This window comes from Lyngbya confervoides BDU141951 (assembly GCF_000817775.3).
GTDB classification, from domain to species: Bacteria; Cyanobacteriota; Cyanobacteriia; order Thermosynechococcales; family Thermosynechococcaceae; genus Lyngbya; species Lyngbya confervoides.
On sequence record NZ_JTHE03000004.1, the window covers coordinates 42,519 to 65,542 of the forward strand.

Genomic DNA, 23,024 nt, shown 5'->3' on the forward strand with positions numbered 1-23,024 from the left:
GTTACTTGCCGCAGAGCAGCAATAGGCATCTATTAGGTTTTTAAGTTCAGACGCCCTCGATGGGTTGAGAGATAAACAATGACAGGTAAACGAGATAATAGAGGCATATCTGCCGGATTTACACTGATCGAGATGCTGGTGACTTTGCTCATTACGGCAATTCTAGCCGCCATTGTTTCACCGAGCATGCTGACTTGGTACAACAATAAAAAAATCGATGATGTATTATCCCAAGTAGAAGGGGCCCTGAAGATTGCTCAAGCCTCTGCCATTAAGCTAAATACAACTTGTACGGTCACTGTCGATACTCAATCTATAAGCGCGTCTCCCTCCAAGTGCTTAGCGACTGGAACACGATTTATCCAGGGAGTCAATGCCAATATAGCGACAGAAGATGTTGGGGGTAGCCAGGTTGTATTTTCTTCTAAGGGGACAGCAACTATTGTTTCTGGAACGTCGGTAATTGTAATTTACGATAAAGATGCTCCTACAAGTCGTTCCATGAAATGTGTTGTCGTGTCAGATGGAATTGGAATGATTCGAACTGGAAACTATACAGCCAGCGCTCCCCCAACTTCTAGCGATAATGCGTCGTCGGTTGAGAGCAATTGTGTAACTCCGTCTCCTTCTTAAAGTTAATCCTCGCAATTGCTGGAAGGACTTTAATTGACCAAGCGCAAAAATCATTAAATATAACTCCAAGAGGCATGGATTTTCATTCCATGCCTCTTTTTGTGCCGCTCAAAACCTGCTGCCCCGGCCAATATCCTCCTACAGATCACCCTGGCGAATGTCTTTTTTATCCTCGAGAATAAAATAAGTGATCCTACTGACGAAGAATTATCTTAGATTGGCGAGAATTAAATCGTTCAGGAAGAAAAAAACAGTGCGGGGGCTGGGTCATTGATGATTGAAAACTGGATGTCTAGCATTCTGACTTAGTTAGGTAGGATAGCTCACTTAAAACAGCATAAACCTATAGTCATTAAATTCTTTAATTCTTCCAACACAATTTTGACGTATATGGAGTTGTCGGGGATTATGTACAAGGCATTGCTACAGAAGAAGAAGTGGAAAAACCTTGGGTTTTCCCAAGAAGGTGGTTTTTCAATGGTCGACCTGATGGTTGGAGCAGGTCTAACTATGGTGCTGGTCGCTGGAAGCGGAGGGGCGATCGCTTCTATGCTAGATTCCAGCACCACAGCCAATGCCAAAAGTGAACGGCGGGTGGAGATGAACCGTGCCTTAGATTTCATCACTACCGAGGTGAATCGTTCTTCTAATTTGGTACAAACGCCGACCTTGCCGACGGGGCTGGTCAATAAGCTGGCAGAGGTATCGAGCGAAATTGATGTTTCTTCTGTGACACCGGTCCTACAATTAAATCTACCGGGTGGAAGTGATCCGGTTACGTACTTTACCGCCACACCCAAGAGTGGAACCTGGAAAGGTCCCAAGGTCCTGTTTCGGTGGGGAGCAAACTTCGATCAAGCTGGAACTTACATTGATCCGGCTAATTCGGCCAACTGGAAACCGCTAGCTTTGCTGGACCGTTTAGATACTTTTTCTGCCAGTGTTTCGGGTGACTCAGTTCAGCTGAAGCCCGTAGGCCAAATTCAGAAGCTTTTAGGACGCACGGAAAGCTACCAGATAACCTCAAACGCGAGTACTAAGAACAAGCGGGTCGCTCCACCCTCATTTCAAGCCGTTGGAGGAGCAGGTGCTAGCATTGCAAAGCTTTTCACTATTACAAATGGCAACGTTATTGTGGATCAAGCATCGACCCTGAAAGTGGAGTTTCTAGGGGGAGATATCACCTGTGGAGCAGGGGGGCCTACTATCCCCACCTTAGCAAAAGTCAATGTGAGTGGTGAGTCTAATAGTGGCTGGATTAGCCCTACTGGAACCCTGAGCTATGATGTTTCTCCTAGCACAACCCTCAATATTGAAGGATGGGCTAAGGGAAATAACAGTAGCGGTGGCTGCAAAAATCACAATATGAAGTTTAATTCTGAAGGTGATCAAGGCAGTCAAGTCTTAACTCTAGTGGATGGGGATACAGTCCCAGAGTTTAGGCCGCTCCCAGGACAAAGGACAATTGATACTTTTCTGGAGCCCTACATCGATTCAACTACAGGAAAAGTCAGTATAGCTCCTAACGAAGTGATTTTCCTGTTTGAAATGGGAACAACAAACTCTGGATCCCAAGCTTACGATATGCAGGATATGGTAGTACTGGCAACGATTTCACCAACCAACACCAGTACAAGTTCCTCGAGTAGTCCTTCAACCACCTCAAGTTCAACCACCTCAGGTTCAACCACCTCAAGTTCAACCACCTCAGGTTCAACCACCTCAAGTTCAACCACCTCAGGTTCAACCACCTCAGGTTCAACCACCTCAGGTTCAACCACCTCAGGTTCAATCACCTCAGGTTCAAGTAATTCATCAGAAACCTCTTCTAATCCAGGCCCTACACCTAATTCAAACTCTACAACCAGTTCTAGCAAAACTCAAAATAGCAGTTCAAATCAGAAATGCAACAATGGTCTAGGGAACGGCTCCGAAAACTGTACTCCAGGAAATGCACGCCCTAATGATGAGATAGTTAGAGATGCTCTTGGTAACGTTATCTGCACTCCTGCCCCTGGAAATCCATGTACCCAGGCTAGCAAGTCTGTAGGAGGCAATAATAATAAAAAGAAGTAGTATCTACATCCTGAACTATTTTCTCGACATTGACTAATCAGGTAGATTAATTAACGCTAAGAGGTGAAGATTTATCCACAAATCTTCACCTCTTTCCCCATTGTTTGTCTGGTAGCCTCTAAACTTCCCTGTTCTCGCTGCGATTCTGCAAGATCGTTAAGAATGGCTTAATCCATTGTTTCAGAGGTATGAAGACTACGTGAATGAGAAATGCACTCAGATGTCCCGAAATGGGAGAAGGGACTGGCGGATGAGGACAAACCTGCAAAACTAGGGTGCACTGGTGTACTCTACTGTCGGTCTATCGACGGTGCACTGTCTGTTATACTGACTTTCGGGAGCTTACGAAACCGCACTCCCCTCTAAGCGATATTGACGGGTTGGCAAGGACCCTGGACAGATCAATCAGATTTAACGGTTCAACTGGCCCCTGTGACAGCGAGTATCATGCTGAGCGAGAAAGACGTTGTCGTTTCCTAAAAAGTTAGAGAATAAAATTGGGGAAATCTGGGACTTCATCCACTATTACAATGTATCCTTACCCCTTTAAGATCATACTCAGCACTTATACTCATTACGGAACTAGGATGCCACTCGTTGACTCGGGACTGTCGCTTCTGCAGGTGGTCTGCTGATCAGCCCTGCTGCGATCTTGTCTCCAAGCAATTATACCTGAATGATAACACCCTAGAACCGATAGCTTGGCATCATGGAAGGGGCAGCGGCAAACAAAGCCCCAACAAGTTGTTTTCCACTCAAACCCACTAGGCCAGAACTACCCTCAAAGCTGGTATAGCTATAATTTCGCTCAAATAGTTCCTGGGTCAGAAACACAGCTCTTGGCGTCATCGGCGGTAAATTTGCTGCATTATTAAATCTGGAATCATAATCCCAATTTCTAACCGGCGGACTGTAGATATTACAATCGCTGCTATCATAACTGCCGCAAAAGTCCGAATTCACTCGTCGCGGCTCACCCAAACTCACAAACGATCCACGATAGTTAAAGCAAACTCGGTCGGGCTTCGTAGAATATATGGCATCACAAATTTGCGTAGTGCCCGACCCGACGCTAGCACCCCAATGCTCGTGGAATCTTGGATAGTTGTTCACTCCGCCACTTCCTGAGGAGGTGGTAACCGGAGAAGATCCTGAAATTCCGTTACTGCCTCCTGAAATTTCCGTTCCTGCCAAAAAGGCTACATTCATGGTGGTTTCAGTCGGAATTCGAATGTTATAGTTTCGTATGGTCACTGGTAAATTTCCGACATATGATCGGCTATTGGAATCATCTAGTGACCAGGCATTAGACAGCACATTAATGGTGTCTGCAAGAACAGCTGCGGGCTTCCAGGCTTCTGTTATGCCTGAGGTCGATGCGTCATCACTATCAACGTTATAGTCTCCACGAATATATACGGCTTGGTCAGACACTACCGTTAAACCCTTAATTTCTGGGGCGCCACTCACAGTCGAAAATAAATGGCGGCCATTATAAAGCCGTACACCATAATGATTGCCTACCCTGGAGGTGGATCCCGTTAAATTCAGGCCAGAGTTGGGACCTTCCACCGTAAAAAACCAGACTAAGCCCCCTTCCGAAGTATCATCTAAGGCTTTACCCATTAAATTTTGGCTGTGGGCACAGTTTAAGAGAGCCTGAATATCGACGTTCAGCATGCGAATGGTCTGCCCAACGATTCCATCACCCGAGCCGGGAATTTTATGCTTTTCACGATAGTTAAAGAAGGTGTCGGAGGTGGAAACCACAGCCTTACGCACTTTGGCTCCGGCCACCCAAGGGGCCGTTGTTTGATAGCTGTGCCCTAGCAACCGTCTCAATTCAATACTATTGCTACCAACGCCGCTTGGTCGGATCACGTTGCTATCGAGATCTGTCCCCACGGTCACCGCATCCCCTGGGTTAAAGCCGCTGGCAGAATCTAAGGGAAGCACAGTGCTGTTAGCCCCAAGATTGCTTTGGAGCGATCGCTCTGTGACAGGACATTGATTCAATAGCTTGCTAGTGGCGCTACTGTTCACACTGCCATTTGCATTGCGAACTTCAATCCCTAGCGGATTCTCGCTGCTGTCTAACTTCAGCACAATTCTGAGGTCTGCTGCATCCCAGTACTTTGCACCCGCGACCGGATCAAATTCATTGATGGTAGGAATCGTCAGCGGATTAATACCAATATTTAGCTTATTCCCCCAGTCAGCAATCGTCGATGGAGAAGTTGTGGTCGCCACATAGGACGTAATGTTATTGCCACTGCAATTCAGCGTGCGATCAGTTCCCCCTGCATCGGGAATTTTGACAGTTCCGCTACATTGTTGCCAACCGGCATCGGCCTTATTGCCACGGTACAGTTTTCCTCCCATCGAAAGAATGCTATTCAACTTTAGGGTCGATCCACTACTAGAATTCACAAAAATATTGTTATTGCTGTGAATTCGCCCATTCATCGTCATATCTGGAGGAATGGAAAAATCGATATCATTTTCATAGAAAACTGCAAACTGAAATAGGGGAACTAAACGGCTTTTAAAGCGCAGCCCTAAAATGGCGCTAGGTAGCTGCTGCGACCCTTCATTTTGCAGCGCAGTAGAGACCACATCGTATCGATATTCCTGAGCATTTAAACCTGCATAAATACCATTGGGAACCGTAATAGATACAGGTGTTGCCGGTGTTCGATCAATCACGTAAGAAGCTATTCTTTGTCCGTTGATTGTCAAACTTGTGTCGCAGGCAAAGTCACCAGATCCATTATTACTGTCTACTGTATCAGTGCAGAACTCCCAGGATAATGGTGAAATACCACTGGGGCGGTTGAAGCCCTCAAACTTAGCCCGCACAGCTTGAGCCCTCAAGTTTAAGCCTGCCTCAGCTGCATAAAATCCTGAATTACGATTGGTAGAAGCTCGGGTACTGGAAGAATCAAGCTGACCCATTAACGCAGAGGCCAATAAAAGCGCCCCCAGAAGCAGAACCGAAACCAGGACAATCACCAAACTATAGCCGTCTTGATCACCCGCTTTTTCCTTTAAATGCAATATTAAAGCGAAGGTTGTGCGATTAAAGGAATTTTTCATGACTTTCAGAGATAATCCTAAAATTCAGATTGGGCATTACGGGGAAAAAACTCAGTCGAAAGCAACAACGTTTTCGAAGCCGTATTAATCCGATCAGAGGGCTGGGTTTCCAGAGAAACCTCTATGCTTTTGATAGTTGTAAAGTCTGTCAGTGTTGTCAAATTCTCGTTAAATGATGATTGCCAACCGCTAGTAGTCTGGACTCGAAACTGTAAATTTTTAAGATTATTGACCAATCGTGCAGGTTGCGAACCACTACTGGAATAGGAACAATTAAAACTATTCTCAGGTTGACGATTACTGGTTTTTTCTAAAACGCCATTACAGAGACTATACTGCTGTTCCTCTAAGATATAAATTTGGGGATTCGCCGATAGTGGATAGGAGCGCTGCCACTGATTTCCAGGGCCTAGCGGAATGACTTTTAGATAGTTTTGCGTCCCTGAACTCTCTTGATAGACTTCATCCGTATACAGAAAGAACTCTCCTTCTTTAGTATCCGGATTATGAATATAGCCAAAGACACATTCATTATCACAACTGGACTCGATTAAAATTTCTGCACTTGTCGCATCATCCTGTCCACGATTACAAGACGTTTTCCCAGAATCCAGGCTACAGCGATAGGCTTTGAATTGCCCTAAACTATCTGTTAACTTATCTGTATTACCGTCGGAGAAATGACAGCCAGTTGCACTATCAGCCACCTTCAGCTGCTTATCCGTCGCCGTAACATTGTCACAGAGGCTGAGTTCATCAGAAATCAGCTTTCGTTGAAGTACAAGAGTATCTGGATCTGTGGATGAACTCCCTGCCCGCACCTGCACAATTGGCAGCGTTGCTCCTAATTCAATTCGTTCTCCTGCTTGCTGAATATCTGCACCAATCAAGTCAGCTGCGGCCCGCAAATTTTGATTATTATCTATTTGACTTTGATCCCCTAAAAACAGTCGCCGCTGTTCTACAACTAGTCCCAACGTAACTGATAGTACAATGAGCGAGACAAGTCCCCCAACGATTAACTCAATTAGAGTTAGCCCTTTATTCGAATTTGGTGAATACAGTTTCGATAATGTAGATGGGTTTAGCATTGTGACTTACTTCGAGCTTAACGTGGCGGGTTCTAGCATTGCAGTATCCGGCTGTAGCGCAGTAGGTGATTGAGGCGTTATATGTTTTGCTGTTGTAGCTAATGGGCGCAATCGACTTCCCGGATGGCATTACGGTAACGGTTCCTGAGCTAGCCCAGGCATCTACATTTGGATCCTGGCGAAGTTCATCTAAAATTTGTTGGGAAATAGCAATTGCTCCCGTTTTTATCGTGTTGTTTACAGTATTGATCCGCCAGGTCATAAATACTGGAATTAGCCCCCCCATCACCGCAAATAACACCAGCAATGAAACCATCGCTTCAACCAGGCTAAAGCCCTGGCGAAACGATCTGGCTAACCCTTTTATCCTTGCCGGGAGTAGTTGCGATCGCGTTGTTTGGATTGGCTCTTTCATGCCAAGTCGTCTGCCTCAATGATGAAGGAAGCGTTTTCTTTTACCTATAGTTCCCTGCGAGAGATGGAAAATTCATCCACCTTGAACATCACGAAACAAACGCTAGTTGGTCTCAATCGCCCCCCCCATGAATACTTCGAGGCTGCGCTGCCTTCCACTTTGGGTATCGGTTAGCTCAAGGACTATGCTTTTGTCAGCCATTCCACGGCTATCGAAGCAAAGTTGCCATGTCGTTACAGGTACAGAAGTACTATTTACGGACACATCCGTTAACTCAACCCCGTCCTCAAACTGAAAATCCTCTGCGCTAAAACCCGTAACGGTCTTCCAAACAGACTTTCCGTTGCTATCGATTTCAATGGCTGCATCTTGACACCCCGATAGGGAAGTTCCGGCAGTGAGCTGGTGCTGTTGAATCTCAATCCGCCGAGCGGAAACAGGCTTCAGGCGAAAGGCTGTTGTTGTAGAGAGTGCCTTTACTCGCGCCAGTTTAATTTGATTTTTAACTCGTTCGGTCGTGTCAACTAAAGCATTCGCACCAATGCTAAAGGAAGGAACCGCGATCGCAGACAATATCCCAATCACTGCCAAGGTGACAATCATCTGCGGCATGGTAAATCCTCGCGCTGTTTGGCAGCATTGCCTTTTCAATCCAAGGGGGAAACGAGGGCGGACTGCGGAAGGAAATATCATAGTTGTTTTGACTCACATCACTGGGAAAAAACCAAAAGCACTCGTCTACCCCCCGAAAGGACCGCATGGCGGTCGCGCTCCTTTGAGGTTTCATCTAGTCCAGATGAACCCGCACAAACCCAGCGCCGCTGCCATCTTATTCTGAACAGCACGCAGTCTGAGTTTTATGGTGCTAAAGAATGAATGCCCCGATTTTAACTTCGCAAAATAAAAATCGCCAACCCCGCAAGCAAACTTCCGTAAATCTACGGATGGATCGGCTAGGCGCGGGGATTAAGAGCGGCAGATTGCCATCTCGCCCCAGCGATCGCCCCTGGGGCGAAAGTGATAGACTTTCCTCAACCTTGCTGCGTCGGTTCAAGAGGCGATCGCATGACTTCATCTCCTTCTACAGCTCATTCCCAAAAGCTTAGTTCTGATTCCAAGTAATTTTGTGTCAACGTCGTAGAATAGAACTAGCGTCAACACTTTAGCGTTGTTTGGAGGTCAGACCCATGGCCAACCGTAAGCCCCGTGGCACTCCAGGAGACAAAAGTATTTGCCTACCCATCGTTGGGGAAATTGACTACGCAACCCTCGTTGAAGACCGAGATCGCTTTCGCGCCTATCTGGATGAGCAAATCGCTCAACATCCAGAACTGTTTCCCGTTGAAATTGCGGGCGGCTATCGCTTCCACGGCTTTGTCACCTCTGTGCGTCAAGGAATCAAAACCCGTCGGATTCGTTTACACCAGAGCAATGAAGCCTACCAAATTCGTCCTGACTTTGTGACACCGTACATGAGTGAAACCGCAGAGCAAGCAGGAAAAGCCCTCTATCTGCGTCAACACGGAGTCTCTTATGAGGGAATTGCCTACGTTTTGGGTAAAGATGAAACCCATTGGTACCGGGTAACCCAATCGGTTGGGCGCTCATCGATCGTTGGGAGCACGGTTAAAACCCCGGCGGCGCTCCCCCCCATCTAGTGGCCGACGAGAAGCACAGTCGTTGGAAGGGCCAAAAGATATTTTTAGCTACAGTCGCAGCTTGGGGCTGCATTTTGGGTTTGAGCGCCACTCAAGGCACGGATCAGGAGAGTCTTCAGGATGCCTATGGAGTGTTCAAAGCAGAGGTTACCCACCATGCTCCACACTATGCACCTAAAAGTGTCACGACCGACGGCTGGGAGGCAACCCATCGTGCCTGGCTCGCGCTGTTTCCTGGGATTCGGTGGATCCTATGTTTTCTCCACGAAGTCCTCAAGGTCAAAGATCGATGTCGTTCCAATTCAACATTGTCTCGCCAACTTCAGGACAAGCTGTGGCAGGTCTATCAAGGGGCTACGAAGCGCGAATTTGCCCAGCGTCTGCGTCGCTTGATTGAATGGGCTGCGGGGGCATCTTTACCCGTATCTATCGCCAAGAGCATCAAACGGTTGAAAGCTAAATCCAAGGATTTCCAAGTCGCCTACGAGTTCGAGGGAGCTTATCGCACCAGCAATCAAGTGGATCGTCCCATGAATTATCTCGACCGAGTGCTCTATGCGATGCAATATTTTCATGGCAACGTTGAATCGGTTGAGCAATCGGTGCGTTCCATCGCCTTGTTATGGAACTTCCATCCCTATTGTCGCAAGACTCAAGTTGCTAAGCGTGGGTGTATTTCTCCGTTTGAGGAGTTTAACGGCTTTCGATATCATGACGATTGGTTCCGCAATTTCTTGATTGCTTCGTCCCTCAATGGGCGACGACCGCTAGATCAAAAGCATTGACACAAACTTACTTGGAACCAGGCTTAGTTTTGATGACTATCTAGACTACACCGGAGAACCTGATGTCCGCTATGAACTTTGGCACGGGCGTTTAATTGTCATGCCCACCGCCACCCTGCTGCACAGCCGCATCTGTCAGTTTTTAGTCCATGTTTTTCAGCAAATGATCGCCGCCCAAGATCTTGATTTGGTCTGCATGACGGGCGTCGCTGTTCGCACCGACGAAGATACAGTGCGGATTCCCGATGTGCTGGTGTATCCCCGACCGCTCTGGCTGTCAATTCAGGATCGGCCGTGAGCAGGGGTGTTGAACTTTGAAGAAACACCGACCCTTGTCGTTGAAGTCACGAGCGAAAATTGGCGGGATGACTATGTCTTGAAAATGGCGGAATATGCCTACAACAACATTCCTGAATATTGGTTGGTAGACCCAAAAAAGCAGCATTTTTGGATCATGTCTGATCCAGAGGGCGAATTTGGCTACAGCAAAACTGAATGTTCTGGCTCCCAACCCATTCAATCAGCGATATTTCCAGATCTACTTCTGACCGCAGACCCGGTCCTCAATCCGCCTATCGTAGAGCGGTTGCTCACTCAGCAACAAGCACTGAACCGTCAACAGCTTTCCGAAGCCCATCAACGAGCCGAGCAAGAACGTCAACGGGCTGAGCAGGAGCATCAACGCGCACAGGTCATGGCGGAAAAACTCAGAGACTTAGGGATTGACCCTGAGAGTCTATAGTTCCCCTCACCCCAAACCTCTCTCCCAAGCTATGGCCCAAGGGGCATTCAAGAAAGGGAGAGGGGCTTTGAATCTTTCCGGCTCTCCTTCTCCCATTTTTGGGAGAAGGGGCTGGGGGATGAGGGACAGCAGGGTCTTTGTGATCTACTGAGCATGGCTGATACACTCAGAGGGGTGCATATTCCTAGTCTCTGCTGGATTTGAACCTCCTATGTCCACCCGTATTGAAACCGATAGCCTTGGCCCCATTGAGGTGCCCAGCGATCGCTACTGGGGTGCCCAAACCCAGCGATCGCTCAAATACTTTGCCATTGGCGAAGAGGTCATGCCCTTTGAGGTCATTCAGGGGCTCGCCATAGCTAAAAAAGCTGCCGCCCTTGTGAATCAATCCCTGGGCATGCTGGAGGCAGACAAAGCTGCGCTGCTCATCCAGGCCGCCGATGAGGTAATTGACGGTACCTTGCGCGATCACTTTCCCCTGCGGGTCTGGCAAACCGGAAGTGGTACCCAGTCTAATATGAACGTGAATGAGGTCATCGCGAACCGCGCCAATGAGCTGGCCGGATCCCCCCTGGGCCAGAAATCGCCGCTGCATCCCAATGACCATGTCAATCTTTCCCAATCCTCCAATGATGTGTTTCCCACCGCCATGCATATTGCCGCGGCCATCGCTCTGCACGATCGCCTGCTGCCCGCCGTCACTCAGCTGCGCCAGGCTCTCGATCAAAAAGCTCAAACCTTTGCCCCCATCGTCAAAATTGGTCGAACTCACCTGATGGATGCGGTGCCGCTCACCCTAGGACAGGAATTTTCAGGCTATGTAGCCCAGATCGACCAAAACCTGGAGCGCCTGCAGATCTCCATGCCCCACCTCTATCAGTTGGCCCTGGGCGGAACCGCCGTGGGGACCGGCCTGAATGCCCACCCGGACTTTGGCCCACAGGTGGCGGCGCAAATTAGCCAGATCACCCAGCTGCCGTTTACCACAGCGCCCAATAAGTTTGCCGCCCTCGCCGCCCACGATGCCCTGGTCATGACCAGCGGCGTACTCAAAACCCTGGCCGCGTCCTTGATGAAAATTGCCAATGATCTGCGCTGGTTAGGCTCAGGACCGCGCTGTGGACTGGGCGAGTTACAGCTTCCCGCCAACGAGCCAGGATCGTCCATCATGCCCGGTAAGGTGAATCCCACCCAGTGCGAAGCCATGACCATGGTCTGTACCCAGGTTATGGGAAATGACCTGACGATTGGTTTGGCTGGGAGTCAGGGTAACCTAGAGCTGAACGTGTTTAAGCCCGTGATCATTTATAATCTCCTGCGCTCCATTCGCCTCCTCAGCGATGCCTGCTGTGGGTTTACCGATTATCTGGTGGTAGGGCTCCAGGCCAACATCGGCCGGATTGAATTTCTGGTGAATCAGTCCCTGATGCTGGTCACGGCCCTCACCCCAATCCTGGGCTACGACCGATCCGCGGAGGTGGCAAAAAAAGCCCACCGTGAGCAGATCACCCTACGCGATGCCTGCCTTGCGCTGGGATACCTGTCTGGTGAAGCCTTTGATCAAGCCATCGATCCTGCCGCAATGACAACCCCTTTGGCTGAACACCCGTCCCCCTGACACCCGTTAAGGAATTGCGAACCCATGTCCCGTTGGTTTCATCCCACCGCTGCAATCGCGGCCTCTGCCCTCGTCGCGAGTCTCTCCTTGCCCATGCTCGTGCGCGCAGAGCCCACCGTGACCCACGAAGCCCTTGGGGTTACCTTTGAATCTCCCAGCGGTTTTTCAGAGGTGCAGGCCCTCGCCCGAGACACCGTTGGCATTGTCTATCCCAGTGACCTAGATCCACAGATGGTGATTCGCTTTGCTGAAATTGAGCGAGATCCCGAAAGCTGGGTGCAGATGTCGCCCCAAGAGATGATGGGGTATGCCAAATACTTATTTACCGGGAATAATGCCCCCGCCCAAGAATACAGCCAGCGGGAGTTCTTTGGCGCTCCGCTCACCGGCGAAGCCCAAACCCAGCGGACGCGCAATGGCTACCGCTACACCGAGCTGTACCTGGTGCCCTTGGCCCAAAGCGATCGCACCCTGGCCATTGCCTTTGAATCAGACACCCGTCTGCCCCTGCAAACGGTGGAAACCGCTATCAAAACGGTGACCCAAAGCCTGCGGGAACAGCAAAAACCCCGCCAAAAGAAGCAGAAGCCCGCTGCTAAACAGTCCTACATTGAACGGGCCAAGGGATTCTAGCGGGCGGGATCTGCCCCAGGATTCACGGCCCCAGGATTCACGGTCCCAGGATTCACGGCCCCAGGATTCACGGCCGTAGAGAGGGCACAATAGTCCTGGTCTGCATAGGAAACCATGGCCTGTTCCAGGATCTGACAAAGGGCTTGGACGGGCGCTAGTTCAAGTTGAACCTCTTGGGCTGCTTCGCAGAACAGGCGCAGATCCTTAAGCAGGTGCTTCGTGGGAAAGTTAGGATTCTGGAAGTTCTGCGCTTGAATGCGTGGCAGCTTTTTGTCAAAGGTGGGAGCATAGAGGGCACTTTCTCGCAAAATCGCCATAAACAAATCCACGGGAACCTCGTAGCCCTGGACAAAGGCTAAACTAGTTGAAAATGCCGCCGTCAACGCACCAATGAGCTGATTGAGGCCCAGCTTCAGGGCCGCCGCGGTGCCGACTGCCCCAATATGACGCGGTGCCGTCCCCAAGGCTTCAAACAGGGGCAGCCACCGCTCAAACTGTGATTCTTCACCGCCCACCATCACCAGCAGCGTTCCGGCTTGGGCCTCGGGAATACTGCCCAGCACTGGCGCTTCTAGATATTCACCCCCCCGCTGGGCCACCTGCTGCGCCAGGGTTTGGCTTTCGGCAGGGCTAATCGTGCCCATTTGAATGACGGTCTTCTGGTCCAGATCAAGGGGATGCGCCGGATCAAACAGCAGCGCGGCGATCGCCGGGGCATCGGTGAGGGTTAGCAGAATTACATCGCAGAGCCGAATCAATGCCGAAACCGGTTCCACAACCCTGATGCCGGCCACCTGCAGCGGTTGGGTTTTGGCAATCGTGCGATTATACACCACCACCGGATAGCCGCAGGCCTGCAAGCGCAGAGCAATGGGGCTACCCATTAATCCAGTACCAATTATCCCGACTTGCATGGTTTTCTTTAATTCCCAGTTGTCTTCAAGGGGTCGGTGACTATTGTAGGGATCTTTCTGGAACAGGCTAGGTTAGATAAAGACCCTGCGATTGGTTTTTTGAATGTCCTGTCCCGTACCCTTGCGATCGCTCCCAGCCCAAACCATTACCGTGGAAAACTTTCGGCCCTACGGCCAGTTCATCCTTCCCCAGGAGGATGGCACCCCCTTTGGTGAAGGCGATGCCCAGATCTACCTGGGCCAAGGCCCCCCCCGTTTTTACCTGATGCACCTAGAGTATCGAGGCCGACAGTTTCACACCATTACCCACCATCGGCACTGCACCCAATGCCTGGGATCGCTGGAGGGCCGAGACTGGTTCATTGCGGTTGCCCCCGCAGCCCCTACCCCCAGCCTAGCGCAGCTCCAGGCCTTTCACATTCCTGGGATTGGATTTATCAAACTCGATCGGGGTACCTGGCATGCGGGTCCCTATTTTGATCATCCCGCGGTGAATTTTTACAATCTGGAGATGATCGATACCAATGTAGTCGATCACTCCACCTATGACTTCCTGGCGGAGCAGGGGCTGTGCTTTGAAATCCATCCGGGCTAAGACTCAACTTCCTCAGGCTACCCCCTTCAACAGGCGAATTTGCGACTGCTGCCGGAGTTTAGTCAGCGCCCGCCCCTCGATCTTCCGAATCTGCTCCCGAGACACCCCCAGATGCTCTCCAATGGCCCGCAAGCTCAGGGGCTGCCCGTTGGCCAACCCAAATCGCAGCCGCAGCACCTGGGCCTCTCCCACCGAAAGCACCTTCAGAGCCTCTTCCACCAGGGATCGCTGCATCTGCTGGGCAATGCGATCCATCTGGCTGATCTCCTCTGTGGCAATGAGGTCCAGCAGCGCCGTGTTCTCGTCTTTCCCAACGCCTCGATCTAGGGAGGCACAGTGGGTCTGGATAAACTGATCCAGCAGCGGCTCCAGGGTTTGCAGGGGAATCGCACTCTGCGCGGCAAGTTCTGCCATCGTCGGAGTCCGCCCCTGCTGCTGCATAAACTTGCGCCGGGCTACTTTTAACCGATTCAGCTTTTCCCAGGCATGCTCTGGCAGACGAATCAGCCGTGACTTATCTGCGATCGCCCGCGTCAGGGACTGACGAATCCACCAGTACGCATAGGTGGAGAACTTATAGCCCCTGGAGGGATCAAACTTTTCCACCGCCCGGTGTAACCCCAGGGTTCCCTCCTGTATCAAATCCTCCAGATCCAGGCCTCGCCTTTGATACTTTTTAGCCATGAACACCACGAGCCGCAGGTTCGCCACGATGAGTTTTTCCTTTGCCCATCGCCCCCTTGCCGCTTGATCCCTCGCGGGGTGGGGATCGCTCAACCAGGCCTGAACCGCTCGCCCCAATTCAATTTCTTGGTCTGCGGTGAGCAACGGAACTCGACCAATTTGATCCAGATAGTGCTCCATCCCGCCTGTCTTTGCCATGGATCCCTCCTGAACTGCGACACCATCCCGGTTCCCAACGGGAACAGTGGGGATTGATCCCAACCATAGCGAAGCTAATCCATTTATGGAAGTAAATCTATTTAATTTGAATAATAGATTTTGTTCTATTTTGTTGCGACCTTCTCACCTCTGGCGGTTAAATGACGGTGGCTTGATAACAGGCAGGTATGACTAGCGGATCCATTTTTCAGCTCACCAATCCCGAGATCTACGTGGTGACCACCGCCCAAGGAGATCAGCTGGCTGGCCAGGTGGCTACCTGGGTCAGTTTGGCCTCCTTGGTCCCTGATCAGCCCCGCGTGGCGCTGGTCCTCTCCCCTTGCACCCACACCAGTTCACTCCTCCGGGGGCGAGGATCCTTTGTGCTCCAGATGCTGGCCGCCGATCAGGCCCCACTGCTGGAGCGCTTTGGGCTCTACTCCGGCTATCATCGGCCCAAGTTTGCCGATCTGGAGATCACCCATAGCGATCAAGGTCTACCCATTTTGCCCGGAACCTGTGGATGGGCCGTCTGCGAGGTTGTCGAGCACGTTGATCTCGGCGATCGCGTGGTCTGGATTGCCAACGTTAGCCAGCAGGTGTGCTACCCCGATCGTTTGCCTCTGCGCCGGGCTGAAGCGCTGGCCCAGCTGCCAGATTCCGTGCGCCAGCAGCTCCTGGCCCAGCGGCAGGCCGATATTGAGCGCGATCGCCAACTACGCCGCTGACCGGCCCACGCGATAGTGCAAAATCAGCTCATCCCCCATTCGATCCACCTCAATCAGGTCGAGCAGAGGCGCTTCCTCTTGGGAAAATCCGGCGCCATCAACGGGCGTCGGGGCGTCCTTGCCACCAATCAACACCGGACAGAGGGTCAGCCAAAACTCATCTAGAAATCCCTCGGCCAGCAGTGCTGCCACGAGTGCCCCGCCCCCCAGAACGGCAAGGGTTTCCAGGCCCTGATCCAGACAGTGGGCAAAAAAGCGGGGCCAGTCAATTTCAGAGTCTGCGGCCTCGCGCTCAAAGGCCAGGACCTGATCAAAATCAGCCCCTTGCTGCCATTGGGCCGCGCCTTGGCAGGTACTCAAGAGCCAGCGGGGAATGGGTTGGGAAAAAAAGCGTAACTCTCGGTCCAGGTTTCCCGACCGAGTGCAAACAATTTGGACCGGCTGGGCGGGTTTTCCCTGGGCAACGCGCTGAGCAATGAGCGTTTTATCCATCACGCGCATGGCCGTCCCCCCAGAACGCAGTGTTCCTGCCCCAAAGATTACTCCGTCCGCTGCGGCCACTCGCCGCTCTAGGTGACGATAGTCTGCCTTTGAACCAAATGTGGGGGGATTGCGGTAGGCATCGGCAACCTTGCCATCGGCACTGGTGGCAAACACCACAAAGGTGTGAGGACGTTGAAGGACCATGACATCATCTCAATCGGAACGGGGACAGAGAGCTGGGGGGCCACCACAAGGGGCGCAGTGGAGTTTAATTAAGCTGACAAAGAGAAGGAAAGGGAGTCGCTACACTATTCTAAGCAGTCTCTGTGGATTGCGGTTGTGACGTTGTGAGGAGTGATCCGCTTGCCCCCCATCACCGAACGCGCCCATCCGGCCATGCATTTTATGCCCCAGGCCTTCAATCCCATCGTTTGGCGTGGGGTCAAGTTTCTGTTGCCCCTTTGGCTGCGATTTAAGCTGGCGATCGCGTCCGTGCAGGCGGAAAATCTAGACCTGTTTGTCCAACAATACCAGGAATTTCAGCAGGGCAAATCCCGGTTGCTCATTGCCTTCCGTCATCCCAGCACCGCCGATCCCTTTTCCATGGCCTACCTGGTCTGGTACTTAGTGCCCCAGGCCGCCCGCGAGTCCGGAGTCCGGCTCAAGCCCCCTATCCACAGTCATTTTCTCTACGACCGCGGTATCGCGCTGTGGGCCGGCAACATCGTGAACTGGCTCTTTCCCAAAATCGGCGGTAGCTCTATTTTTCGGGGCAAGGCAGACCGCGAGGGTTTAAAGGCCGCACGGGAACTGCTGTGCGAGGGTCGGTTTCCCCTCTCCATTGCCCCAGAAGGATCCACCAATGACCACAGCGAACTGGTCTCCCCCCTGGAGCCTGGGGTCGCTCAGCTAGGATTTTGGTGCAAAGAAGATCTTATGAAGGCTAATCGCCCTGAATCTGTGCATATTTTGCCCATTAGCCTCCGTTATGAATATATAAGGCCGCCCTGGGATCAGCTGGACCATCTCCTCGATCAGCTAGAAACCGACTTGGGCCTGCCTCCAGACTCCGTTGCCCCGACGGGCCAAATTGCTAACCTAGAATTGGATCGGCGCTACGCTCGTCTCCTGCGCATCGGCAGCGGCTTTCTAGATCGGCTGGAAATTTTCTATGCCCAAAACTATGGTCGCACCGCCCTCACCCATGACCTAGAGGGGAATGATTCCCTCGCGCCCAACGCCAAAATTGTGGCCCGTCTGCACCGTGGGCTCGATGAAGTTTTGCAGGTGGCCGAAGAGTTCTTTGGCCTCTCAGCTCGCGGCAGCTTTAGCGATCGCTGTCGACGTCTGGAACAGGCAGCCTGGGACCGCATGTTTCTCGATCACCTGGATCAACTCAGCCCCTTAGACCGCGGATTAGCCGACTGGAATGCCGCCGAAGCCAGTTTGCGCCTGGGACATATGCGCCTCGCAGAGCGGCTAGTCTGCATGACGAGCGACTATATTCTGGCTAGACCCTCCGCCGATCGATTTGCAGAGGTGGTGCTGATTCTCTGGCGCATCAGCGTTTGGATTAAGGGCGAAAGCCCCCACGCCCCTCCTAACCTCGGTCAACAGCGAGTTAAAGCAGTGGTTTGTCCACCCATCATCATTGATGACTATTGGGATCAATACCAAACCAATCGACGCAGCGCCCGTCAGTCCGTTCAAGAGGTGACCCACGCTCTGCAGGGGGCCTTTGAAGGCATCATTCAAGCTAACCTCCGCTCCCAGGAGATCTCCCCGAACGCGCCAACCCATGGTTAATCAAATGCGATCCTCCTATAACGCCTCCCCCCGCTGGTACCAGCGCTGCTTTGCCTGGATGATGGCCCACGCGGCTGGAGAGTACGAAGCCGCCATGACTGCCCGCAAACAGGCGCTTTTTGATGGACTTGAGGGGACTGTTCTCGAACTTGGCCCCGGCGCCGGGCCAAATTTATGCTACTACTCCCCCTCTATCCAATGGATCGGCCTTGAACCTAACCCATTCATGCTGCCTTATCTGCAAACCAGCGCCGCACAAGCAGACCTAAACATTCAAGTCCGTCAGCAAACCCTGGAACAAGCCAGTCTCCCCCCACATTCTGTGGATGTGGTCGTCAGCACCCTGGTCCTGTGCTCTGTCCCCAACCTCTCAGCCACCCTTGAGATCATTCACCGCATCCTCAAGCCTGGGGGGCGTTTTTTGTTTATTGAGCATGTTGCAGCCCCTTCAGGCAGCCTCCTGCGCACTCTACAATCGGGGATTCGTCCGATCTGGCAAATCATTGGGGATGGGTGTCAACTCAACCGGGACACCGGACCAGCCATCAAGGCCGCTGGCTTTGATCAGGTCGAGTATGAAACCTTTGATGGCCCAGTGCCCATTCCCCTGGTTGGCCCCCACATCTGCGGCACGGCGATAAAGTGACTATCCCAAAAAGATTGGCCCAAGCTGGAGGCCCTAGGCACTGGGCTTAATCCGCAGGAGAGGATCGCCAAAGGCCACCGGCTGGGCGTTTTCCACCAGGATTTCCACAATTTCTCCGCTGATTTCGGCTTCAATCTCATTCATGAGCTTCATGGCTTCGATGATGCAAAGGGTCTGACCGTTTCGCACCTTATCACCTATCTCCACAAAGGGAGGCTCCTCAGGCGCTGGCGATCGATAAAAGGTGCCCACCATGGGTGAGGTCACCTCTACCCAGTTTTTCTCTGTGGCAGGAGCAGGGGTCACTGGAACAGGAGCGGGGACTGCTGGCGTAGCGGCGGGCAGATCGGTCAGTTGCTCTGGAGAAAGGGGGGGCACCCCTGCTGAGGCAACCCCTTTGCGAACATTGAGTTCAAAATCATCACTTTTTAGATTCAGCTCCTCAATATCCGTCTCGTTGAGAATCTTCAGCAGTTCTCGTAGCTGGCCTAAATCAAATTCCACAGTCTCTCTTGCTCCTGTCCCACGTATTGCCTCCCAACTCCCTCAGCGCAGCCGTTAGCTGCGGATATGAGGCGCCTATTCTCGACCTAAATAACTATCGTTGCGGGTATCAATCTTAATCCGCTCACCCACTGAAATAAACAAAGGCACCATCACCTGGGCGCCGGTTTCCACAATTGCGGGCTTCGTGCCACCCGTCGCCGTATCTCCCTTGACGCCGGGATCGGTTTCAGTGACCTCCAAAATCACGGAATTTGGGAGTTCCACTTCAAGGACTGTGTCATTCCAGCGTACGACATTCACGTCCATGCCTTCTTTTAAATATTTCACACCCGCGCCAATCTGGTCCTCACTGAGCCGGGATTCTTCGTAGGTTTCCATATCCATAAAGACAAACTGCTCAGCTTCTTTATAGGTATGCTGCATATTCCGCTTTTCTAAGTTAGCCTGGGGCACCGTTTCCCCGGCCCGAAACGTTCGTTCCACCACGCTGCCCGTCTGCGCATTTTTGAGTTTTGTTCGTACGAAGGCAGCTCCTTTCCCAGGCTTTACATGCAGGAACTCCACCACCCGCCATACTGAACCATCGAGTTCAATGGTGACACCGGTGCGAAAGTCATTACTTGAGATCATGAACGTTTTGTAGTGGCAAGAACAATCGGCACCCTATTTTACCGTTCAGCGGTCGCGCCGAATACCGTGGGTCAGGTGCGAGAAATATTTCAGTAATAAAAGAAAGTCCCAAGGTTAAGGGGAGGTATTTAGGGGGGGAGTGCCAGGCGCCACCGGTAGATTGGTGCCATTGGGATTGGCGCCACTGGGATTGGTGCCATTGCCTCCAGGACTGGTGGGCAGGTTCGGATCAGCGGAAGGAACCGGTGGGAGCGAAGGCTGACCCGCGGGTGGAACCCCCAGGGGATTGACATTCGGTTGGGCTGGCGCTGGCTGCGGCACCGGCTGCAGGTTTAAGGGATCAACCGGTGCGAGCGGATCTTGATCCACCGATCCCAGGGCAACCCGATTGACCCCCAGAGCCTGGAGCAGATCCAACACCTGAACGACCTTCTCGTAGCTGGCCTGGCGATCGGCATCAATCACCACCAGACCCGTGGGATTGCCGCGACGGTAGTCGGTGAGTCGATTCACTAAATCGGCCTGGGTGACGGGGTCATTGTTGACAAAAATCTGCCCCACAGCGTTCACCTGCAGCGAGAGCTTGTCCCCAAACTGAGACTGGGATGACTCGGTGCGCGGCAAGTTAATGCCAATGCCCTGAACTCGGGTCAGGCCAACAGCGGCCAAAATGAAAAAGGTCAGCACGCAAAACACCACGTCAACCAGCGGAATAATTTCGATGCTGACGTTCGCGGGTTCGTTATCGACGAAGGTTTTCATAGTTCCTTAAATGCGGCCCTTGGGCGGCTCAAGCTGGGGACGGAGCAAAGGGTCTGGATCTTGCTGCTGCGTTTGCAGCCAAAATTGACGGTAGGTCAGCTCTAATTCGTTGCCAGTGCGGCGGAAGATCCGCGCTTGATGAAATAACAGGCCCTGAAATAGACGGTAAAAGGCCAGGGTGATAATGGCCACAATCAACCCCGTCGCGGTACTGATCAGGGCTTCGCTAATCCCAGCGCCTACGGTTGACAGCGCGGAGGCTTCTATCTCATCAATTTTCACCGAAGCGAGGGAGTTAATCAGTCCCAGGACGGTTCCCAACAGGCCCAACATCGGGGCGATCGCAATCACACCCTCTAGCAACTTATCTCCCCGACGCATGGCGTTGAGCTCTTCATCGGCAGAGGCCTCCAGGGCCAGGCGAAACACTTCCGGCTCTTTATTGGCCAAACGCAGAGGGGTATAGAGAAATCGACCAATGGGCTGATTGCTGAACTGGCGCGCCAGATGCGTCGCCTCATCCCAGTCCCGTCGAGCCGACTCTAAAATTTGGTCGGCAAACCGTCGTTCTCCGCGCAGCAGGTTGAGCCAAAACCACAGGCGCTCAAAAATCGTGCCCAGGGTCAAAATTGATAGAAACAACAGGGGCCACATAGCCGGGCCGCCCTTTTGAAAGATTTCGGCAATATTCACGACGGAAACTTAATCCAGATTGCAGTTGAGGTCATGGCCTGTCGCCCGTTGATGCACCGGGAAACCCAGCGCACTGGCCTGAATATTCGGAAATTATAGGGTTAAATTGTCCTTCGGGAAAATTGAACAGCCCTATTCAGTTGCAGTCTAGTGGATCTTGTTCTAGAAACCCAACGAATTATCCAGCCCCACCATAGCAGTGGGATTTACCGCCTTACGTCCGCTGCTTCAACGTCCCAGACCTTGAGTCTGAGGGACCGCAGCCCTCACCTGCCATGGTGAGACTTCAACACTAGGCGAAGGTTCCCCTTGCCCAGACAATGGGAATGTTATTGAGGAATTGCCATGAAATCCTACATCACTGCCCTCTACGGTTGGTATCGCCAAACACTTCGCAATCCCAGATATCGCTGGTGGGTCATTTTAGGAACGGCCGCCTACCTGTTTAGCCCCTTCGATCTCTCTCCTGATTTGTTCCCAGTCCTTGGGCAGATCGATGATGTTGCAATTGTCTCCCTCCTGGTTGCAGAACTCTCGCAGATTGCCATGGATTACATGAAGTCCCGACAGAAGGGAATGGGTGACGCCGAGGCCGTTGAGGTGGAAGCGGTGCCGGTTCAGGAATCCTAGTTCCAAGATAGTGCTGCGATGGGGCCGTTATTCCGAAGCCCTAGCGCCTATGCAGTTTAAGATCAGGGGCCGAGTGAGGACCTGACTCTACTTTGTTCGCTCTTTCATAGATCCCACGCTCAATCTGCTTCAGGTTGGGCGTTTTTCTATCGTGATCTTCCCTGCTGGGGTCAGGGGGGGCGATCGATTCCTTTAGATTGAGTCCCCTTGTCGGCGTTGCCCTTCACGGGACTGACTCTTGACAGCGCCTTATCTCTAGCGCTTTATAAAATAAATATGAAGACTCTTTACATTTCTAAACATTTCTGTTAACTTAAGTTCATAAAGAAAGTCTCAAAGATTACTATGCGATACACCACTGATGACCAAGGGCTACTGAACAACTTTGCCGCCGAGCCGGAGGTCTATTTCGCAGAGCCCCCCACCAAATCTGAAAAGGTTCGCTACACCATCCAAGCTGCGATCGCTACCGTCTTCCTGGGCGTGGTTGGTTACGTTGCTTACCTAGCCAGCTAGTGTCCCAAAGCCTTGATCCGGGACGACAGGTTTAGGAAGAGATCGATCATGGGAAATCCTGCCGAATGGATGCTTTTGATATTTTCGGTCATGGTTCAGGTGGGTTTCCTGATGATGGCCATCAATCTAGCCACGTAAGGGCCGATTGCGTTAAGTCTGTTTGTTTTTAAACCTGTTAATGCCTAACCCCCCAGCTTGTCCTGCACGAGCTGGGGGTTAGGCTATGGGGGGATTAAAATTGACTGCAGTTTTCCACCACTGCGGTTTTCTACCACTGAAGCCCCTGGGTTCTTGGAGGGGGTTCCCCGCCGCTGCACACCAAAAAGAGCTTTGAAGCTTGATGATCTCTGGGAAATGTCTAGACCAACGGCGTTTGGGTCAAGTGCCCATAAAAAAACCGCCGCAGCGGTTTTAGCAGAAACTGTTTTAGATGAACTGTTAGATGAACCGTGCCAGGGTAAATCCCAGATGAGGCTCTCAATCCG

The 23,024-nt window shown here is 51.8% G+C and carries 24 protein-coding genes and 1 pseudogene; 13 read left to right on the forward strand and 12 right to left on the reverse strand.

Features of this window, described 5'->3' with window-relative positions; genetic code table 11:
- Positions 1 to 78 precede the first annotated feature (78 nt).
- Together QQ91_RS00355 and QQ91_RS00360 are read left to right on the forward strand one after the other, a co-directional pair.
- Complete coding sequence (locus QQ91_RS00355; protein ID WP_166278545.1) at positions 79 to 633, forward strand: pilus assembly FimT family protein; 555 nt, start codon at positions 79 to 81, stop codon at positions 631 to 633.
- Positions 634 to 1,041: 408 nt separating this feature from the next.
- Positions 1,042 to 2,709, forward strand: coding sequence for a PulJ/GspJ family protein (locus QQ91_RS00360; protein ID WP_166278548.1), 1,668 nt, complete (start codon positions 1,042 to 1,044; stop codon positions 2,707 to 2,709).
- A 687-nt stretch (positions 2,710 to 3,396) separates the two neighbouring features.
- On the opposite strand, the gene QQ91_RS00365 is transcribed toward QQ91_RS00360, so the two are convergent.
- The 5 genes from QQ91_RS00365 to QQ91_RS00385 form a co-directional block, all read right to left on the reverse strand.
- Entirely contained in the window at positions 3,397 to 5,805 is a 2,409-nt protein-coding gene (locus QQ91_RS00365; protein WP_166278551.1) for a hypothetical protein, read from the reverse strand.
- Between the two features lie 17 nt (positions 5,806 to 5,822).
- A complete protein-coding gene (locus tag QQ91_RS00370; protein WP_250833212.1) occupies positions 5,823 to 6,782 on the reverse strand; it encodes a hypothetical protein in 960 nt (319 codons plus the stop codon).
- A 64-nt stretch (positions 6,783 to 6,846) separates the two neighbouring features.
- Positions 6,847 to 7,311, reverse strand: a complete 465-nt coding sequence (locus QQ91_RS00375; RefSeq protein WP_166278557.1) for a type IV pilus modification PilV family protein — start codon at positions 7,309 to 7,311, stop codon at positions 6,847 to 6,849.
- A 102-nt stretch (positions 7,312 to 7,413) separates the two neighbouring features.
- On the reverse strand, positions 7,414 to 8,004 hold the full coding sequence (locus tag QQ91_RS00380; protein ID WP_349306847.1) for a pilus assembly FimT family protein: 591 nt from the start codon (positions 8,002 to 8,004) through the stop codon (positions 7,414 to 7,416).
- A 172-nt stretch (positions 8,005 to 8,176) separates the two neighbouring features.
- Positions 8,177 to 8,386: a hypothetical protein gene (locus QQ91_RS00385; RefSeq protein WP_166278563.1), complete on the reverse strand. Its 210-nt coding sequence runs from the start codon at positions 8,384 to 8,386 to the stop codon at positions 8,177 to 8,179.
- A gap of 112 nt (positions 8,387 to 8,498) precedes the next feature.
- Between QQ91_RS00385 and QQ91_RS00390 the strand changes: the two genes are divergently transcribed.
- The 5 genes and pseudogenes from QQ91_RS00390 (at position 8,499) to QQ91_RS00410 (ending at position 12,747) form a co-directional block, all read left to right on the forward strand.
- Complete coding sequence (locus QQ91_RS00390) at positions 8,499 to 8,969, forward strand: hypothetical protein (protein WP_166278566.1); 471 nt, start codon at positions 8,499 to 8,501, stop codon at positions 8,967 to 8,969.
- An 80-nt stretch (positions 8,970 to 9,049) separates the two neighbouring features.
- Positions 9,050 to 9,754, forward strand: a complete 705-nt coding sequence (locus tag QQ91_RS00395) for a hypothetical protein (protein WP_201277245.1) — start codon at positions 9,050 to 9,052, stop codon at positions 9,752 to 9,754.
- Positions 9,750 to 10,496: pseudogene (locus QQ91_RS00400) on the forward strand (Uma2 family endonuclease). Before QQ91_RS00395 ends, QQ91_RS00400 begins: the two are co-directional and overlap by 5 nt.
- 211 nt (positions 10,497 to 10,707) lie before the next feature.
- Positions 10,708 to 12,114, forward strand: coding sequence for a class II fumarate hydratase (fumC, locus tag QQ91_RS00405; protein ID WP_166278572.1), 1,407 nt, complete (start codon positions 10,708 to 10,710; stop codon positions 12,112 to 12,114).
- A gap of 24 nt (positions 12,115 to 12,138) precedes the next feature.
- Positions 12,139 to 12,747: a hypothetical protein gene (locus QQ91_RS00410; RefSeq protein WP_166278575.1), complete on the forward strand. Its 609-nt coding sequence runs from the start codon at positions 12,139 to 12,141 to the stop codon at positions 12,745 to 12,747.
- On the opposite strand, the gene QQ91_RS00415 is transcribed toward QQ91_RS00410, so the two are convergent.
- Positions 12,744 to 13,661, reverse strand: coding sequence for an NAD(P)-dependent oxidoreductase (locus QQ91_RS00415; RefSeq protein ID WP_166278578.1), 918 nt, complete (start codon positions 13,659 to 13,661; stop codon positions 12,744 to 12,746). The two genes, QQ91_RS00410 and QQ91_RS00415, sit on opposite strands and share 4 nt — an antisense overlap.
- A gap of 103 nt (positions 13,662 to 13,764) precedes the next feature.
- Here QQ91_RS00415 and QQ91_RS00420 point away from each other — a divergent pair, with 103 nt between their 5' ends.
- Positions 13,765 to 14,256, forward strand: coding sequence for an ureidoglycolate lyase (locus QQ91_RS00420; protein ID WP_166278581.1), 492 nt, complete (start codon positions 13,765 to 13,767; stop codon positions 14,254 to 14,256).
- Positions 14,257 to 14,268: 12 nt separating this feature from the next.
- Here QQ91_RS00420 and QQ91_RS00425 read toward each other — a convergent pair whose 3' ends face one another.
- Positions 14,269 to 15,138, reverse strand: a complete 870-nt coding sequence (locus QQ91_RS00425) for a sigma-70 family RNA polymerase sigma factor (protein ID WP_166278689.1) — start codon at positions 15,136 to 15,138, stop codon at positions 14,269 to 14,271.
- A 188-nt stretch (positions 15,139 to 15,326) separates the two neighbouring features.
- Here QQ91_RS00425 and QQ91_RS00430 point away from each other — a divergent pair, with 188 nt between their 5' ends.
- Positions 15,327 to 15,866 (forward strand): flavin reductase family protein, encoded by a 540-nt coding sequence (locus QQ91_RS00430; RefSeq protein ID WP_166278584.1) that lies wholly within the window; start codon positions 15,327 to 15,329, stop codon positions 15,864 to 15,866.
- Here QQ91_RS00430 and QQ91_RS00435 read toward each other — a convergent pair.
- Complete coding sequence (locus QQ91_RS00435; protein WP_166278587.1) at positions 15,855 to 16,553, reverse strand: RibD family protein; 699 nt, start codon at positions 16,551 to 16,553, stop codon at positions 15,855 to 15,857. The two genes, QQ91_RS00430 and QQ91_RS00435, sit on opposite strands and share 12 nt — an antisense overlap.
- Positions 16,554 to 16,712: 159 nt before the next feature.
- On the opposite strand from QQ91_RS00435, the gene QQ91_RS00440 reads away from it, so the two are divergent.
- Entirely contained in the window at positions 16,713 to 18,155 is a 1,443-nt protein-coding gene (locus QQ91_RS00440; RefSeq protein ID WP_236096011.1) for a 1-acyl-sn-glycerol-3-phosphate acyltransferase, read from the forward strand.
- A gap of 4 nt (positions 18,156 to 18,159) precedes the next feature.
- Positions 18,160 to 18,801, forward strand: coding sequence for a class I SAM-dependent methyltransferase (locus QQ91_RS00445; protein ID WP_250833214.1), 642 nt, complete (start codon positions 18,160 to 18,162; stop codon positions 18,799 to 18,801).
- 33 nt (positions 18,802 to 18,834) lie between these two features.
- On the opposite strand, the gene accB is transcribed toward QQ91_RS00445, so the two are convergent.
- The 4 genes from accB to QQ91_RS00465 all read right to left on the reverse strand — a co-directional run bounded on the left by accB (position 18,835) and on the right by QQ91_RS00465 (position 21,393).
- Positions 18,835 to 19,305: an acetyl-CoA carboxylase biotin carboxyl carrier protein gene (gene accB, locus QQ91_RS00450; protein ID WP_166278593.1), complete on the reverse strand. Its 471-nt coding sequence runs from the start codon at positions 19,303 to 19,305 to the stop codon at positions 18,835 to 18,837.
- A gap of 75 nt (positions 19,306 to 19,380) precedes the next feature.
- Positions 19,381 to 19,938, reverse strand: a complete 558-nt coding sequence (efp, locus tag QQ91_RS00455; RefSeq protein ID WP_166278596.1) for an elongation factor P — start codon at positions 19,936 to 19,938, stop codon at positions 19,381 to 19,383.
- A gap of 114 nt (positions 19,939 to 20,052) precedes the next feature.
- The gene (locus QQ91_RS00460; protein WP_166278599.1) at positions 20,053 to 20,700 is read right to left on the reverse strand and encodes an ExbD/TolR family protein; all 648 of its coding nucleotides are present in this window, start codon (positions 20,698 to 20,700) and stop codon (positions 20,053 to 20,055) included.
- A 6-nt stretch (positions 20,701 to 20,706) separates the two neighbouring features.
- Positions 20,707 to 21,393, reverse strand: a complete 687-nt coding sequence (locus QQ91_RS00465; protein WP_166278602.1) for a MotA/TolQ/ExbB proton channel family protein — start codon at positions 21,391 to 21,393, stop codon at positions 20,707 to 20,709.
- A 345-nt stretch (positions 21,394 to 21,738) separates the two neighbouring features.
- Between QQ91_RS00465 and QQ91_RS00470 the strand changes: the two genes are divergently transcribed.
- Together QQ91_RS00470 and psb34 are read left to right on the forward strand one after the other, a co-directional pair.
- On the forward strand, positions 21,739 to 22,023 hold the full coding sequence (locus QQ91_RS00470) for a YkvA family protein (protein WP_166278605.1): 285 nt from the start codon (positions 21,739 to 21,741) through the stop codon (positions 22,021 to 22,023).
- Between the two features lie 345 nt (positions 22,024 to 22,368).
- Positions 22,369 to 22,539 (forward strand): photosystem II assembly protein Psb34, encoded by a 171-nt coding sequence (psb34, locus tag QQ91_RS00475; protein ID WP_166278608.1) that lies wholly within the window; start codon positions 22,369 to 22,371, stop codon positions 22,537 to 22,539.
- Positions 22,540 to 23,024: the final 485 nt, after the last annotated feature.